This window comes from Streptomyces sp. NPDC045021 (genome assembly GCF_056432645.1).
On the sequence record NZ_JBWKIQ010000008.1, the window covers coordinates 404,905 to 420,535 of the forward strand.

Sequence of the window (15,631 nt, forward strand, 5' to 3'; positions counted from 1 at the left end):
GCGGCTACGGCGCCGAGCGCGGGATCGTGAGGGTCACCGCGAGGCCGGTGGGCTCGTTCGCCGCGAAGGAGAGCCGGCCGCCGCCCTGGGTCAGCAGGACGCGGGCGATGGACAGGCCGAGCCCGGAGCCGTCGATGTTCTGGTGCCGGGAGCTGCGCCAGAAGCGGTCGCCGATACGGCTGAGCTCCTCATCGGTCAGGCCCGGCCCGCCGTCGGAGACGGTGACGGTGACCTCGTCGCCCGCCCCCGCGACCAGCACCCGGACCCGTCCGCCGCGCGGTGTGAACTTCAGCGCGTTGTCGATGACGGCGTCCAGCGCGCTGGAGAGCGCGACCGGATCGGACCAGCCGGTGACCGCGGTCTTGCCCGCGTACTCCAGGGCGACGCCTTCGCGCGCGCCCACCGGCCGCCATGCGCCGAGCCGCTCGCCGACGAGCGCGGCGATGTCGATGAGGGCGAGGTCCGCGTCCGTGTGCTCCGCCAGCGCCAGCCCCAGCAGGTCGTCCAGGACCTGGGCGAGCCGCTTGCCCTCGTCCTGCACGGAGGCCACTTCCTGGTTGCCCTCGGGGAGTTCGAAGCCGAGCAGTTCGATCCGCAGCATGAGCGCGGCCAGCGGGTTGCGCAGCTGGTGGGAGGCGTCGGCGACGAAGGCCCGCTGCTGTTCGAGGACCTGCTCGACGTTGTCGGCCATCTCGTTGAACGACCGGGACAGCCGCCGCAGTTCGGGCGGCCCGCCGGCCGCGGCGACCCGGGACTTCATCCGCCCGGTGGCGATGTCGTGCGTGACGCGGTCGAGGATCGCGACCGGCCGCAGCACCCAGCCGGTGAGCCGGAACGCGAACAGCACGGCGATGGCCATCGCCGCCAGCTCACCGGCGCCGAGCAGCAGCCAGCCGTGCAGGATGCGTGAACGCAGCGCCCCGGTGGGCGATTCGGTGAGGACGACGGCGACGACGTCCCCGTCGCGGATGATCGGCGAGGCGACGGCCAGGGTGCGGCGCTGCCACGGCCACACCTGTGCCGGGTCGTGGCTGCGGCGGCCGGCCAGCGCCGCGCTGTACGCGCCGTACGCCTCGCCCGCTTCGGGGAGCGCCCAGTCGTCGGGAGCCACGCCCATCGCCGTGCGGTCGCGGTAGAAGACACCGACGCGGATGCCGTAGAGCTCCTCGTACCGGCTGAGTTCGGAGCGCAGCGCGTGCAGCCGCTCGTCGTCGCCGACCTCGCTCGCGGACTGCGGGGTACGGGCGGTGACGAACTGGGCGAGCGACGCGAAGCGCGCGGTGTCGTCGATGCGGTCGACGACCACGCGCTGCTGCTGCGCCGCTGCCATGCTCGCGGCCAGCGGAAAGCCCAGAGCCAGCAGGACGCCCGCCATCAGCGCGAGCAGCAGAGGGAGAAGACGCGAGCTCAACGGCGGGTCCTGGATCTCAGACGGCGGGAACGACGAGCCGGTAACCGACCCCGCGTACCGTCTCGATCATGGACGGCATCCGCAGCTTGGAGCGCAGCGAGGCGACGTGCACCTCCAGGGTGCGCCCCGTCCCCTCCCAACTGGTGCGCCACACCTCGCTGATGATCTGCTCGCGGCGGAAGACCACTCCGGGTCGCTGCGCGAGCAGGGCCAGCAGGTCGAACTCCTTGCGGGTGAGCGCGATCGGCTCGCCGCTCACCTTAACGCGGCGGGTGGGCAGTTCGATGTCGACGGGGCCGAGCCGCAGACTGCCGGACGACGGCCGCTCACCGGCGCCGGTTCCGTCGGCGGAGGCGGGTGCGGCGGCGGACTCCGCGCCGGGCCGCAGCGGGGGTCGCCGGCCGACCGCGTGGATGCGGGCGAGCAGCTCACCGGTGTCGTACGGCTTGACGACGTAGTCGTCGGCGCCGAGGTTCAGGCCGTGGATCCGGGACCGCACGTCGGCGCGGGCGGTGACCATGATGACGGGGGTGGAGGTACGCCGGCGGATCCGGCTGCACACCTCGAAGCCGTCCTGGTCGGGCAGGCCGAGGTCGAGCAGCACGCACCCGTAGGACGGGCCCTGGGCGGGCAGCAGCGCGCGTAGCGCCTCCTCGCCGCTGCGGGCATGGGTGACGTCGAAGCCGTGCTTCGCGAGCACGGCCGACAGTGCGGCGGCAACCCGGTCGTCGTCCTCCACCAGCAGCAATCGCATCGGTTCACCCTCCTTTCCCACATCGGCAATCGTTCGGTCACAGGTCGGACGCCCGCCGTCGGCCGGCTTCCGATACCTACCCGGAATACAGACCGACCGGCGAGGGGCGCGTCAAGGGGGCATCGGTACCTGCCGCGGACTGTTATCCAGCCGGTACGCACCACAACACAGGGCACATCACCGGTGGCGGAGAGTATCCGAATCGTGATGCTCAAGTTCAGCTCAGATGTAATGACGCTCGTCATCATGCATCACTAAGGTCTGCCTGACCGACGAGGATGGAGCACAGGCCGATGACCAAAGTCTCAGTGACCAAGGACGCCGTGCCGGCGACCGACGACCTGGTCGTACTGGGAGGCGTCAACAAGCACTTCGGCGCCCTGCACGTGCTCCAGGACATCGACCTGACGATCACCCGTGGTGAGGTCGTGGTCGTCATCGGCCCTTCGGGGTCCGGCAAGTCCACGCTGTGCCGCACCATCAACCGGCTGGAGACGATCGATTCGGGCTCCATCACGGTCGACGGCAGGCCGCTTCCGCAGGAAGGCCGGGAACTGGCCCGGCTGCGTGCCGATGTCGGCATGGTCTTCCAGTCGTTCAATCTCTTCGCGCACAAGACCGTTCTGCAGAACGTGATGCTGGGACAGGTCAAGGTCCGCAAGACCGACAAGAGGGCCGCCGAGGACCGGGCCCGCCAGCTGCTCGACCGGGTGGGCGTGGGTGTCCAGGCGGACAAGTACCCGGCGCAGCTCTCCGGCGGCCAGCAGCAGCGGGTGGCGATCGCCCGCGCGCTGGCGATGAACCCCAAGGTCATGCTCTTCGACGAGCCCACCTCCGCGCTCGACCCGGAGATGATCAACGAGGTGCTGGAAGTCATGCAGCAGCTCGCCCGGGACGGCATGACGATGATCGTCGTCACGCACGAGATGGGCTTCGCCCGCTCCGCCGCCAACCGGGTCGTCTTCATGGCCGACGGACGGATCGTCGAAGAGGCGACGCCGGAGCAGTTCTTCAGCAATCCGCGCAGCGACCGCGCCAAGGACTTCCTCTCGAAGATCCTTCACCACTGACGAAGACCCTTCACCACTGACGTTGCCTGACGGCCGACCGGGCGCTGCTGCGCACGGCCGGCTCCGCACCACAGCCGACCGATGACTGACGACGTACTGACGACGCAAGGGATGTCCCCATGAATATCCGTAAATCCGCCGCCGCCGGGCTCGTCGTCCTGGCGCTGACCGCCACCGCGACCGCCTGTGGCGGCAAGGAGGGCACGCCGACCGCGCCCGGCGCCAAGGCCACCACCGGCGCCGACGCCCCCAAGCTGCCGACGTACGCGCCGAAGACGGGCGTCACGCTCGACTCCGCCGTACTGAAGAAGGCCCAGCAGCGCGGCAAGCTGGTCATCGGCGTCAAGTCCGACCAGCCGTTCCTGGGCTTCCAGCCGCCCGGCACCAACGACCGCAACGGCTTCGACATCGAGATCGCCAAGATGGTCGCCGCCGACCTCGGCTTCGGTCCCGACAAGATCGAGTGGAAGACCTTCGACTCCAGCCTGCGCGTCCCGGCGATCAAGAAGGGCGACGCGGACTACTACGTCGGCACCTTCACGATCAACGACGCCCGCAAGAAGGACATCTCCTTCGCCGGCCCGTACTACCTCGCCGGCCAGTCCCTGCTGGTGTCGAAGAACAACACCGACATCACCGGCCCGGAGACCCTCAAGGGCAAGAAGGTCTGCAGCATCACCGGCTCCACGCCGCTGGAGCGGATCAAGGACCCGAAGTACGGAGCCGTCGTCAACGCGCTCGGCAAGTACTCGGACTGCGTGCAGCAGCTCCAGACCGGCCAGGTCGACGCGGTCACCACCGATGACGCGATCCTCAAGGGTTACGCGGCGCAGGCGCCCGGCAAGTTCAAGGTCGTCGGCAAGACGTTCTCCCAGGAGCCGTACGGCATCGGCCTCGCCCACGACGACAAGGTGCTGCGCGACGCGATCAGCGACGCGCTGAAGGCGCACCAGGACAACGGCGACTACAAGAAGGCCTACGACGCGACGCTGGGCCTGTCGGGCTCGCCGTACTCCGCGCCGCCGGCCCTCGACCGCTACTGATCCGCCGGCCCGCAGGCCGGTCGCCGCGGCTCCGTCGTTTCGACGGCCGCGGCGTCCGGCCGGTGGGCCGCGACGTCCTCGTGAGGCCAACCTCGATGCTGCTTCCCTCCGGGGCGCGACCCGTCGTACCCCCCGCACGCCCTGGACCGACGATGCCTTCCTGGACGATGCCTTCCTGCCAGACCTCAGCGAACCGGCGAGGTGAGCCACGATGAACGTCCTGACCGACGCCCTGCACGTCCTGACCGACAATTTCGCCCTGTTCCGCCAGGGGTTCTTCGGGACGCTGACACTCACCGGCGCCAGCGCGGTGCTCGCCCTGCTGCTCGGTGTACTCATAGCCGCGTTCCGGGTCTCGCCGGTGCCGCCGCTGCGGGCCTTCGGCACGCTGTGGGTGACGCTGCTGCGCAACACCCCGCTGACCCTGCTGTTCCTCGTGGCCACCTTCATCGTGCCCGAGGTCCTCACCACCGGGCTCACCTCGTACCAGCTGGCGGTGCTCGCACTGGGCTTCTACACCTCGGCGTTCATCTGCGAGGCGGTGCGCTCCGGTGTCAACACCGTGCCGCTCGGGCAGGCCGAGGCCGCGCGCAGCATCGGAATGACGTTCTCCCAGATCCTGCGGCTGATCATCCTTCCGCAGGCGGCCCGTACGGTCATCGCGCCGGTCGGCAGCCTCATGATCGCGCTGACCAAGAACTCGGCGATCGCCGGTGCGTTCAGCGTCACGGAGCTGTTCTCCACGCAGAAGCTCCTGAGCGACAGGGGCCTGAACCTCACCGTGATCTTCATCTGGATCGCCCTCGCGTACCTGATCATCACCTTTGCGATCAGCGGCCTGTTCCGGCTGCTCGAGAACCGGCTGGCGGTGGCCCGATGACGGCGAGTGTCCTGTACGACGCCCCTGGACCCAGGACCAGGATGCGCAACCGGATCTACACGGTTGTCGGCAGTCTGGCGCTGGCCGGGTTGCTGGCCTTCCTCGTCATGCGGCTCAACTCCAAGGGCGAGTTCAAGTCGTACATGTGGGACCTGTTCCAGTACGCGGGGGTCCAGCAGCAGATCACGGACGGCGTGGTCGCCACCCTCAAGGCGTTCGTCCTCGCGGCGGTCTTCTCGCTCCTGCTGGCCACCGTGTTCGCCGCCGGCCGGCTCTCGGACCACGAACCGGTCCGGATCATCGCCTCCGCGGCGGTGGAGTTCTTCCGGGCGCTGCCGCTGATCATCATGATCTACCTGCTGTGGGCGACCGTCTTCGAGCCCTTCTGGGCGCTGGTCATCGGTCTGACGCTCTACAACGGCTCGGTGCAGGCGGAGATCTTCCGGGCCGGTATCAACTCCGTGCCCAAGGGCCAGAGCGAGGCCGCCTACGCGCTGGGCATGCGCAAGACCCAGGTCATGCTGACCATCCTGGTCCCGCAGGCCGTACGGGCCATGCTGCCCAGCATCATCAGCCAGCTCGTGGTGACCCTGAAGGACACCTCGCTCGGCTACCTCATCGCCTACACCGAACTGCTGTACGTCGGCCGGATCCTGGCGGGCAACACCCCGACCCCCGGCAACTATCCGTACTTCCAGGTGCTGCTCGTCATCGGCGCGATCTACATCGCGATGTGCATGGTGCTCTCCGGCATCGCCACCTGGGTCGAGAAGCGCGCCCGCCGCAGCCCGAAGGGTGCGCCGCCGGCCGCCCCGGAGGCCGAGGCACTGGTCGCCACCGCGGAGTGACGGCGGCGCGGATGCGCCGTCGTCCGCGCCGGAATTGACGGTGCGTCGGTAACGGAAGTGACGGTACGTCGGCCCGCGGAGTGACGGTGTGTCCGTTCGCACCGCGCCGACGTTCCGCCGTCACTTGACGCACGCACTCGCAGTGGATTGCATACGTATCGTGACTGCACATCTTCCGGGGACCGCCCTGTGGACCCGGTGATCGTCGCCGGGGCGGGCCCCGTGGGCCTCGCCCTCGCGCTCGCTCTGGCCAAACGCGGTGTCCCGACCATCGTCCTCGACGAAGCCGAGGGGCCGGCCGACGCCCGTGACGACCTGCGCCATCCACGCACCACCGTCCTGGGCGCCGATACCGCCGCCCTGCTGGAACGGCTCGGCTATCCACAGGTGTACCGGGACGGCACCACCTGGAAGGGGTGGCGCACGCTGCGCCGGCGGCAGGAGCTGCTGCGCGTCGACTTCGGCTCCGCGTCCGACGGCGAACCCGTCGAACCCGCCGCCGCACCGTCCCCGGTGCACATCTCCCAGCACCGGCTGGAACGGGGCCTGCGTGAGGCCCTGCACGGCCACGGCCTCGTGCGGATCGTGACCGGCTCCCGCGTCGACGCGGTCGACGAGGACGCCACCGGCGTCACCGTGCACACCCGGGGCGCCGACCGCACCTGGTGGCGCGGCAGTTATCTGGTGGGCTGCGACGGACCGCGCTCGACGGTCCGCAAGCTGCTCGCGGTGCGCTTCCCCGGGAAGACCGCCGTCGACCGGCACCTCGTCGCAGCGCTGCACGTCTCCCTCCCGGAACCCGGTGTGGCCCTGCTGCACCGCGATCCCCCCGGCGCCGGCACCGGCCAGGAGGTGACGGCCCGTCCGCTGCCGGACGGCCTGTGGCGGTTCGACTGGCTGCTGCCCGCCCGGGGCGAACTGCTGACCGCCGACGAGCTGGTGACCCGGATCCGCTCCATCCTGACGACGTGGTGCGGCAGCGTCGTACCGTACGAACTCGTCGGCTCGGCCGAGTATCCGGTGCACCAGCGGCTCGCCCGCCGCTGGCGGGTGGGCCGGACGTTCCTCGCCGGCGACGCCGCCCACCTGATGGGCGCCCTGGGCGCCCAGAGCGTGGAGGAGGGTCTGCGGGACGCCGAGAACCTCTCCTGGAAGCTCGCGCTGGCCTGGCACGACGGCGCGTCCGACACCCTGCTCGACAGCTACCAGGCCGAGCGCCGCGAGGCGGTCGGGGCCCGGCTGCGCGCCACCGACCAGGCACTGCCGCTGGTACGCGCCGGCGGTACCTGGAACGCGGTACGCCACTCGCTGCTCTCGGGATCCGCCCGCGGGCACGCCGAGCTGCTGACCGACAGCCACCTCGGCCGGGGACCCGCCGCGTCCCCTCCGGTCTACGGCCGGTCGCCGCTCGCCCTGCCCGCGCCGCGGCCGGGCGGGGGCGGCAGTGGCGGCGGCAGGACCGCAGGGTCACCGCTGGTCGCCACCTGCGCCACTCCCCCGGGCGGACTGGTCGTCGATGTGCCGGTGACGGCGCTCGACGGCACCGTCGGCCGGCTGCGGGACCGGCTGGGCCAGAACCTGCTGGTGATGCTGATCGCCCCGGGCACCGGCGTGTGGGACAGCCGGCACTGGCTGACGGCCGGTCTGATGCCGCGGCTGGCGTCGGCGGTCGCCGCACTGCCGATGAGCGCCGAACTGCTGGTCACCGAGAGCTACCCCGGTGCGACGGCACACAGCGTGCTGCTGATCCGCCCGGACGGCCATCTCGTGACGGTCATGGTCGGCTGCCGCCCCGCCGAGCTGTACTCCTACGCGGACCTGGCCCGCGGCGGCCCCCCGCACCGGACGGCACCGCAGGACGAGCCGGTCAGCGGCCGGACGCCCTAGGCCATATCTGACGGCCGGCCGTTCCCGGCCCGAGCGGCCGGGCTCCCCGCCAGCTACCGCTGGGAGGTGCCCCCAGGCCGGGGATTCCGTGTCGGCCAGGGATGTTGTCCCGGACGGGGAGACGTCATCCGAGCGGGTGGTACTCCAGGACATCCGGCTCCGCCTCGCCCTCTTCCTCCAGGGCCCTTCGGACCACCCGGAGGGCGAGGCCCTCCGGGTAGCCCTTGCGGGCGAGCATTCCCGCGAGACGGCGAAGCCGCTTGTCACGTTCCAGCCCGCGGGTGGTCCGCAGCTTGCGGTCCACCAGCTCGCGGGCCCGCTCCTCCTCCTGGTCGGAGTCGAGCTGGCCCACCGCCTCGGTGACCAGCTCCGCGTCCACCCCGCGGGTCTGGAGCTCCCTCGCCAGCGCCCGGCGGGCCAGGCCCCGCCCGCGGTGCCGGGACTCCACCCAGGCGTTGGCGAACGCCTGGTCGTCGATCAGGCCGGCTTCCTGGAACCGCTCCAGCAGCTGCTCCGCCACATCGTCCGGGATCTCCCGCTTGCGCATCGCGTCGGCGAGCTGCTTGCGCGTGCGGGGGTTCCCGGTGAGCAGGCGCAGGCACAACGCCCGCGCCTGCTCCTCCGGGCTGAGCGGCGGCTCTTTCGAGGCCCTCGACTCGGAAGAGCCGCCGCGATCGGGGTGCCGACTCGCCATGGCCTCAGGCCTTGGCCGCGGTGGCCTTGGTCGCCTTCACCGTCTTGGGCGCCGGGACCTCGGCCTTGGCCGGATCGGCCGCCGGACCCGCCGCGTCCGCACCCGGCTCCACGCCGGGGGCTACGGTCCGGACACCGATGCCGAGCTTGTCCTTGATCTTCTTCTCGATCTCGTCGGCGAGGTCCGGGTTGTCCTTGAGGAAGTTACGGGCATTCTCCTTGCCCTGGCCGAGCTGGTCGCCCTCGTACGTGTACCAGGCGCCTGCCTTGCGGACGAAACCGTGCTCGACACCCATGTCGATCAGGCCGCCCTCCTTGCTGATGCCGTGGCCGTAGAGAATGTCGAACTCCGCCTGCTTGAAGGGCGGCGCGACCTTGTTCTTGACGACCTTGACGCGGGTCCTGTTGCCGACCGCGTCCGTACCGTCCTTGAGCGTCTCGATACGGCGGATGTCGAGCCGCACGGAGGCGTAGAACTTCAGCGCGCGGCCACCGGTCGTGGTCTCCGGCGAGCCGAACATCACACCGATCTTCTCGCGGAGCTGGTTGATGAAGATCGCCGTGGTGTTGGACTGGTGCAGCGCACCGGTGATCTTGCGCAGCGCCTGGCTCATCAGCCGGGCCTGCAGACCCACGTGAGAGTCACCCATCTCGCCCTCGATCTCGGCCCGCGGCACGAGGGCGGCCACGGAGTCGATCACGATGAGGTCGATGGCGCCGGAGCGGACCAGCATGTCCACGATCTCCAGCGCCTGCTCGCCGGTGTCCGGCTGGGAGAGCAGCAGGTTGTCCGTGTCGACACCGAGCGCCTTGGCGTACTCGGGGTCCAGCGCGTGCTCGGCGTCGACGAACGCCACCGTGCCGCCGGCCTTCTGCGCGTTGGCCACCGCGTGCAGCGTCAGAGTGGTCTTGCCGGAGGACTCCGGCCCGTAGACCTCCACCACACGGCCGCGCGGCAGACCGCCGACGCCGAGGGCCACGTCCAGTGCGGTCGACCCGGTGGGGATGACATCAATGGGGTCGTTCGGCTTGTCGCCGAGGCGCATGACCGCGCCCTTGCCGAACTGCCGTTCAATCTGTGCGAGCGCGGCGTCCAGCGCCTTCTCGCGGTCGTTACCTGCCATGGGCTCCACCCGGGATGTTTGAGTCGATCGCTTCACGTCCATGACGCTAGTCCCTGCCACTGACAATGCGCCTGGACGTCGCTCCGAGCTGTGGAAAACCTCCGCGGATAACCTGCCCGGACCACCCATGAGAATGGATGTTCGAATTGCGTGTCAAGCGACACGCTGGGCCTCCGGCGCGCTGTCTCCCCCGTCAGGTGCGACGCCTTCTCCGCAGCCAGGGCCGCCGCCGCGGCCCGTGCGCCCTCGGGTCCGTCACCTCGTACCGCTTCACGTACGCCCCGAGAAACCCCTGCAGCGTCGCGGTCGCCGGGATCGCGACCAGCGCGCCGACCACCCCCAGCAGCGCGGTGCCGGCGACGACCGACCCGAAGGCGACGGCAGGGTGGATGTCCACGGTCTTCGCCGTGATCCGCGGCTGCAGCACGTAGTTCTCGAACTGCTGGTAGACCACGACGAAGCACAGCACCCACAGCGCGTCCCACGGATCCTCCGTGAACGCGATCAGCATCGGCAGCGCGCCCGCGAGATACGTCCCGACCGTCGGCACGAACTGCGACACCAGCCCCACCCACACCGCCAGCGCCGGGGCGTACGGCACACCGAGCACCTGCAGCAGGACGTAGTGCGCGACACCCGACACCAGGGCCATCAGCGCCCGCGAGTAGATGTACCCACCCGTCTTGGCGACCGCGATCTCCCAGGCCCGCAGCGCCTCCGCCTGCCGCGCCGGCGGCAGCACCGAGCACAGCGTCCGGCGCAGCCGCGGCCCGTCGGCGGCGAAGTAGAACGCGAACAGCACCACGGTGAAGAGCTGGAAGACGCCCCCGATGACCGTGGCCGACAGCCCCCACACATTGCCCGCGCTGTTCTGCAGGTAGGTGCGGACCCAGTCGGAGTGCAGAACGTTCTCCTGCAGCTTCCCGACGTCCAACGTCGTGTGGAAGTTGGTGTTGAGCCACACCACGACGTCGTTCACGTACTGCGGGAAGTTGTCGACGATCGTCGTGATCTGGTCCACGAGCAGCGAACCGAGCGCCACCACGAAGGCCGCGACCGAGAGGCACGCCCCCAGCAGGACCACCCCCGTGGCGATCCCGCGCCGCATGCCGCGTGCCGCCATCCAGTCCACCGCCGGCTCGATGGCCAGCGCGCCGAAGAACGCGATCAGGATGTTGACCAGCAACCCGGTCAGCTGGTGGAACGCCCAGCCGGCCAGTTGGAAGCAGCCCAACAGCGCCAGCGCGAGCGCCATCGCCCGCGGCAGCCACCGCGGCATCCGCGCACGCGGAGCCCGGGGCTCCTCCTGCACGGTGCTTTCGCCGGTTCCGGACACGAACCCCAGTCTGGACGCGCGGGGCGGAAAGTCCGGGACCAACCCTCCGCGGGCTCAGCGCCGTCCGACCGGCACATCCATCGCCGTACAGACCGCCCGCCACACGTCCTTGGCCTCCCACCCCGAGTCCAGTGCCTCCCACACCGTCCGCCCGCCCAGCTCGGCCATCACATGATCCCGGGCGAACGAATCCGCGTACCCCTCCCCGAACTGCGCCCGCATCCGCTCCCAGAACACCGTCAACTTCATGCGCCCAGTATCCCGCGACACGAGTGGCTGAGAGGTGGGGAGTGCGAGGTGCGAGGCACTGCCGCGAATGCTGCAATGGCCGCAGGGCCGCCGCGGCCCGTGGTGAGGAGAGGCGATGAGCGACAGCCGCATCACGCGGCAGCGCCGACGGGTTCTGGTGGGACGTCTGCTCGGCTCGGCGGCCTCGGCCGCGCTGCTCACCTGGCTGTACTACCTGACACCTCTGGACCGCGGACTCGACGCCACGACTGCCACTCTGCTCTGCCTGGGCCTGGTCGTTTTCGGCTGTCTGGTCGTCTGGCAGGTCCGGGCCGTCACTCATGCGGCGTATCCCGGGCTGCGCGCCGTCGAGGCGCTGGCCACCGCCGTGCCACTGTTCCTACTGCTGTTCTCCTCGGCGTACTTCCTGGTCGCCAGGGACCAGCCGTCGTCGTTCACGGAGCCGCTGAGCCGGACCGACGCGCTCTACTTCACGGTCACGGTCTTCGCGACCGTGGGCTTCGGGGACATCGCGCCCGTCAGCGAGGCCGGCCGTGTGCTGACCACGGTGCAGATGGTCGCCGACCTGATCGTGGTGGGTCTGATCGCGAAGGTGCTCTTCGGCGCGGTCCGGATCGGTCTCCGGCGGCGAGATGCGGCATCAGCAGCCTCGCAGGAATCCCTGCCGGAACTCCCGGAGGACGGCCCATGACGGAACCGAAGCCCCGACCGGCCGTATCCGGAGACGGCGGGACGCAGCCGGCGGAGGCGGACCGGCTGCGGGACCTGTTGCTGTCCCCCGGCTACCGCAAGGCGCTCGTCTTCTGTGCCCTCATCGGCGTGCCGGTGTCCCTCGCCGCGTTCTGGTTCCTCGTCGGGATGCACCAGTTGGAACACGTTCTGTGGGCGGACATTCCGCACGCCTGGGGCTGGGACACCCCTCCGTGGTGGTGGCCGCTGCCCCTCTTCGTGATCGCCGGTGTCTGTGTCGGCCTCATCGCCACGCATCTGCCCGGCGCCGGCGGCCATGTCCCCGCCTCCGGCCTGCACGTCGGAGGCGCTTCGACCACCGCTCTCCCCGGTGTGCTGCTCGCCGCGGCGGCCGGCCTGCCGTTCGGCGCGGTGCTGGGACCCGAGGCGCCGCTGATCGCCCTCGGCAGCGGCCTGGCCCTGCTCCTCAGGAACCTCGTCCGGGCCGCGGCGACACCGCAGAGCACGGCGCTCCTGGGCGCCGCCGGCGCCGCCGCGGCCATCGCGGCGATCTTCGGCAACCCGCTGATCGCGGCCGTGCTGCTCATCGAGGTGGCGGGAGTCGGCGGGCCGCAGCTGTTCGCCGTCATGCTTCCCGCCCTGCTGTCCAGCGGGGTGGGGGCGCTGGTGTTCACCGGCTTCGGACGGTGGACCGGGTTGCAGACCGGCAGCCTGGCGCTGCAACTGCCCATGCCGTTCCCGCGCCTGGACGCACCGGACGTCGTCTGGTCGCTGCTGATGGGCGTGGCCATCGCTGCCGCCGTGCACCTGGCGCTGTCCGGGGGCCGGCTGGTCGCGGCGTTCGTCTCGGCACGGACGTTCCCCAGGACCGTGCTCTGCGCGCTGGGTGCCGCCGCCTGCGCCGCCCTCTACGCGCTGATCACCGATCGCTCACCAGAGGACGTCGCCTCGTCCGGCCAGGCGACGCTGGGCCAGATGGCCGGCGACCCCCATGTCTGGGGTATCGGTGCGCTCCTCGCCGTCCTGCTCTTCAAGGGCGTCGCCTACGCGCTCTGCCTGGGCAGCCTGCGAGGCGGCCCGGTCTTCCCCGCGCTCTTCCTGGGAGCCGCCGTGGGCGTGCTGCTCGGGCCCCTTCCCGGCCTGGGGATCGTCCCGGGGATGGCGGCGGGGATGGCGGCCGCGGCGGCCAGTGCCCTGCGGCTGCCGGTCAGCAGTGTGGTGCTCGTGGTCCTTCTGCTCGGCAGCTCCGCCATGACGCCCGTGGTGATCCTGGCGGCCGTCGTCGCCTTTGTCACCACCGAACTGCTGCCTCCCTGGCCCGGAAAGCCGCCCGCGCAAGCCCCGGCGCCGGCGCCTGCACCCGGACCGCACCAGGAACCCCGGCAGGCCTGAGCCGCCGTCCCGACGGACCCCGCGAACCCGCGCCGGCCGGGAACCCGGGTGCCGCGCGCGTCAACTTCGGGGCGGCCGGATCCCGCACATGGGGGCTTGGAGTCGCACGGCCGGGTGCTCCCTTGTGACAGGCGTATCCAGTGCGGGGAAGGCGCCCTACTGTGCGGGCATGTCAGGAACTCCCCTCGCGCGCGCCGAGCACTTCGTGTGGCTGACCGCGCGCGTGCTAGAGCAGCGCAGGTTCGCGTACCACTTTCTCGACGGCTCCGACGTGGCGGCCGTGGCGGTCGAGACCTCGCTGAACGCGTACCGCAATGACGACGGCGGCTTCGGGCACGCCTTGGAGCCGGATCTGCGCGGGCCCGTCAGCCAGCCGTTGCCCACGGCGCACGCGTTGCGCGTGCTCGACGAGATCGGGCGGTGCGGGGGCCAGCGGGCGGAGCGGGTGTGCCGGTACCTGACGGAGGTGTCGACGGCGGAGGGGGCACTGCCCGCGGTGCATCCGTCGTTGCGGGGCTATCCGGCGGCACCGTGGATCCCGGTGGTCGACGCGCCGAAGGGCGATCTGCTCGCGACGGGTCCGGTGGTGGGGACGCTGCACAGCAATGGTGTGTGGCACGCGTGGCTGTTCCGGGCCACGGACTTCTGCTGGGCGGCGATCGAGGCACTGGACTCGACCCATCCGTACGAGGTCCTGGCGGCGATCGCGTTCCTCGACTCCGTCCCGGACCGGGCGCGGGCACGGGACGCGGCGCACCGGCTGGGAAAGTCGGTGCGCGAGCAGCAGCTGGTGGTGCTGGATCCGGACCGCGCGGACCGGTATCCGCTGCCCGCCGGGTACGCGCCGGGCGAGTACCACTTCGCGCACGACTACGCGCGCGGCCCGGATTCGCTGGCCCGGCAGTGGTTCACCGACGCGGAGCTGGAACGGTCGCTGGACTTCCTGGCGGCGGAGCAGGACGAGGACGGCGGCTGGCCGATGCGCTGGCGCGCGTGGGCGCCGGGTACCCGGCTGGAGTGGCGGCCGATCATCACCATCGAAGCCCTGCGGACGCTGCGCGCCCACGGCCGCCCCATCGGAGCCGCCCGAACCGACCGACCGGCCTGAGCCGTCCGATCCAACCCTGGGACGGTCGGCTAGCCGGTCAGGGCCCGTACGGCGGCGGTCACCAGGACCGCAGAGGCGATGACGACGAGGAACGGCGCGCGCAGCAGCAGCGCCACCGCCGCCGCGGCGAGCCCGGCCGCGCGGGCGTCGACGACGAGTTTCAGTTCGCTGGTGCTGAACGTCTGCAGCGCGGTGAGAGCGGCCAGCAGGGCGAGCGGGACGAGCGCGGCGAGCCGCTTCACCAGCGGCCGCTCCAGAATTCCGGCCGGTACGGAGAGCCCGAGCAGTTTCACCGCGTAGCAGCCGAAGGCGGTCACGCCGATCGCGATCCAGGTGGTCATCGGTCCTTCTCCGTCCTGTGTGCGGCGTTTGCGGCGTTGGTGAGGCTCGTGACGTCGGCGGCGTCCGTGCGTGCCGTGCCGCGGCGTGTGGCGAGCAGGACGATCGGTGCGGCGAGTGCCGAGACGAGCACCGGCACCCCGGCGGGCAGCAGCGGCAGGCAGACGAGGGCGAGGACGACGGCCAGCCCGGCCACCGTGCGCTCGCGGCGGCCCTTCAGCATGGGAGCGAGCAGTGCCAGGAAGACGGCGGGGCCCGCCGCGTCCAGCCCCCAGCCGGCCGGGTCGCCCAGCGCGGAGGCGCCGAGCGCGCCCAGGAGCGTGGTCAGGTTCCACAGCAGGTAGATGGTGGCGCCGGTGACGGTGAAGCCGAGCCGCGCGCTGCGCCGGTCGGGCTGCGCCAGGGTCACGGCGGAGGTCTCGTCGATCACCCATTGCGCGGCGAAGGGGCGTAGCGCCCGGGGGAAGCGCAGCAGCTGGGACAGCCGCAGCCCGTAGAACGCGTTGCGCGCGCCGAGGAAGAACGCCCCGGCGGCCGCCGCGAACGGGCTGCCGCCCGCGCCCAGCGCGCCGACCAGGGCGAACTGCGAGGCGCCGCTGAAGACCAGCAGGGAGAGGGCGCAGGTCTGAGCGACGGTCAGTCCGGCCCCGGCCGAGGTCACGCCGAAGGCGAACCCGGACAGGCCCACGGCGACGCCGACGCCGAGTGCGTCACGGACCACGGCGGACGGGGGCCTCGTCTCCGAGGACCCCGAGGGCTCAGAGGACCCCAACGGCTCCGAGGACCGTGAGGGCTCGGAGGACTCCG

At 71.1% G+C, this 15,631-nt stretch carries 16 protein-coding genes; 8 read left to right on the forward strand and 8 right to left on the reverse strand.

The features are described from left to right. Positions 1-4: 4 nt before the first annotated feature. Together AC07DC_RS25265 and AC07DC_RS25270 are read right to left on the reverse strand one after the other, a co-directional pair. Positions 5-1,411, reverse strand: coding sequence for a sensor histidine kinase (locus AC07DC_RS25265; RefSeq protein ID WP_478916744.1), 1,407 nt, complete (start codon positions 1,409-1,411; stop codon positions 5-7). A gap of 16 nt (positions 1,412-1,427) precedes the next feature. Next, positions 1,428-2,165 carry a response regulator transcription factor gene (locus AC07DC_RS25270; RefSeq protein WP_478916745.1) on the reverse strand — a complete coding sequence of 246 codons (738 nt, stop codon included), beginning with the start codon at positions 2,163-2,165 and terminating at the stop codon, positions 1,428-1,430. Positions 2,166-2,458: 293 nt separating this feature from the next. Between AC07DC_RS25270 and AC07DC_RS25275 the strand changes: the two genes are divergently transcribed. The 5 genes from AC07DC_RS25275 to AC07DC_RS25295 all read left to right on the forward strand — a co-directional run bounded on the left by AC07DC_RS25275 (position 2,459) and on the right by AC07DC_RS25295 (position 7,893). Continuing rightward, positions 2,459-3,235, forward strand: coding sequence for an amino acid ABC transporter ATP-binding protein (locus AC07DC_RS25275; protein WP_478916746.1), 777 nt, complete (start codon positions 2,459-2,461; stop codon positions 3,233-3,235). Between the two features lie 119 nt (positions 3,236-3,354). Next, positions 3,355-4,278, forward strand: a complete 924-nt coding sequence (locus tag AC07DC_RS25280) for a glutamate ABC transporter substrate-binding protein (protein WP_478916747.1) — start codon at positions 3,355-3,357, stop codon at positions 4,276-4,278. A gap of 232 nt (positions 4,279-4,510) precedes the next feature. After that, a complete protein-coding gene (locus AC07DC_RS25285) occupies positions 4,511-5,158 on the forward strand; it encodes an amino acid ABC transporter permease (protein WP_478916790.1) in 648 nt (215 codons plus the stop codon). After that, positions 5,155-6,006: an amino acid ABC transporter permease gene (locus AC07DC_RS25290; RefSeq protein WP_478916748.1), complete on the forward strand. Its 852-nt coding sequence runs from the start codon at positions 5,155-5,157 to the stop codon at positions 6,004-6,006. Before AC07DC_RS25285 ends, AC07DC_RS25290 begins: the two co-directional genes overlap by 4 nt. A gap of 189 nt (positions 6,007-6,195) precedes the next feature. Next, positions 6,196-7,893: an FAD-dependent monooxygenase gene (locus tag AC07DC_RS25295; RefSeq protein ID WP_478916749.1), complete on the forward strand. Its 1,698-nt coding sequence runs from the start codon at positions 6,196-6,198 to the stop codon at positions 7,891-7,893. 124 nt (positions 7,894-8,017) lie between these two features. Here the strand turns inward: AC07DC_RS25295 and recX are convergent, their stop codons facing one another. The 4 genes from recX to AC07DC_RS25315 all read right to left on the reverse strand — a co-directional run bounded on the left by recX (position 8,018) and on the right by AC07DC_RS25315 (position 11,295). Further along, positions 8,018-8,587, reverse strand: a complete 570-nt coding sequence (gene recX, locus AC07DC_RS25300; protein WP_478916750.1) for a recombination regulator RecX — start codon at positions 8,585-8,587, stop codon at positions 8,018-8,020. Positions 8,588-8,591: 4 nt separating this feature from the next. Next, positions 8,592-9,710, reverse strand: a complete 1,119-nt coding sequence (gene recA / locus AC07DC_RS25305; RefSeq protein WP_478916751.1) for a recombinase RecA — start codon at positions 9,708-9,710, stop codon at positions 8,592-8,594. Positions 9,711-9,903: 193 nt separating this feature from the next. Further along, positions 9,904-10,989, reverse strand: coding sequence for an AI-2E family transporter (locus AC07DC_RS25310; RefSeq protein ID WP_478916791.1), 1,086 nt, complete (start codon positions 10,987-10,989; stop codon positions 9,904-9,906). Positions 10,990-11,100: 111 nt separating this feature from the next. Further along, positions 11,101-11,295 carry a DUF3046 domain-containing protein gene (locus tag AC07DC_RS25315; RefSeq protein WP_478916752.1) on the reverse strand — a complete coding sequence of 65 codons (195 nt, stop codon included), beginning with the start codon at positions 11,293-11,295 and terminating at the stop codon, positions 11,101-11,103. Positions 11,296-11,410: 115 nt separating this feature from the next. Here AC07DC_RS25315 and AC07DC_RS25320 point away from each other — a divergent pair, with 115 nt between their 5' ends. The 3 genes from AC07DC_RS25320 (at position 11,411) to AC07DC_RS25330 (ending at position 14,485) form a co-directional block, all read left to right on the forward strand. After that, positions 11,411-11,986 carry a potassium channel family protein gene (locus tag AC07DC_RS25320; RefSeq protein ID WP_478916753.1) on the forward strand — a complete coding sequence of 192 codons (576 nt, stop codon included), beginning with the start codon at positions 11,411-11,413 and terminating at the stop codon, positions 11,984-11,986. After that, positions 11,983-13,377, forward strand: coding sequence for a chloride channel protein (locus tag AC07DC_RS25325; protein WP_478916754.1), 1,395 nt, complete (start codon positions 11,983-11,985; stop codon positions 13,375-13,377). The genes AC07DC_RS25320 and AC07DC_RS25325 overlap by 4 nt, the downstream gene beginning before the upstream one ends. 169 nt (positions 13,378-13,546) lie before the next feature. Continuing rightward, positions 13,547-14,485 carry a hypothetical protein gene (locus tag AC07DC_RS25330; RefSeq protein WP_478916755.1) on the forward strand — a complete coding sequence of 313 codons (939 nt, stop codon included), beginning with the start codon at positions 13,547-13,549 and terminating at the stop codon, positions 14,483-14,485. Positions 14,486-14,514: 29 nt separating this feature from the next. Here AC07DC_RS25330 and AC07DC_RS25335 read toward each other — a convergent pair whose 3' ends face one another. Both AC07DC_RS25335 and AC07DC_RS25340 read right to left on the reverse strand, forming a co-directional pair. Continuing rightward, positions 14,515-14,826, reverse strand: coding sequence for an AzlD domain-containing protein (locus AC07DC_RS25335; protein WP_478916756.1), 312 nt, complete (start codon positions 14,824-14,826; stop codon positions 14,515-14,517). After that, the gene (locus AC07DC_RS25340; RefSeq protein WP_478916757.1) at positions 14,823-15,596 is read right to left on the reverse strand and encodes an AzlC family ABC transporter permease; all 774 of its coding nucleotides are present in this window, start codon (positions 15,594-15,596) and stop codon (positions 14,823-14,825) included. The genes AC07DC_RS25335 and AC07DC_RS25340 overlap by 4 nt, the downstream gene beginning before the upstream one ends. Positions 15,597-15,631 lie beyond the last annotated feature (35 nt).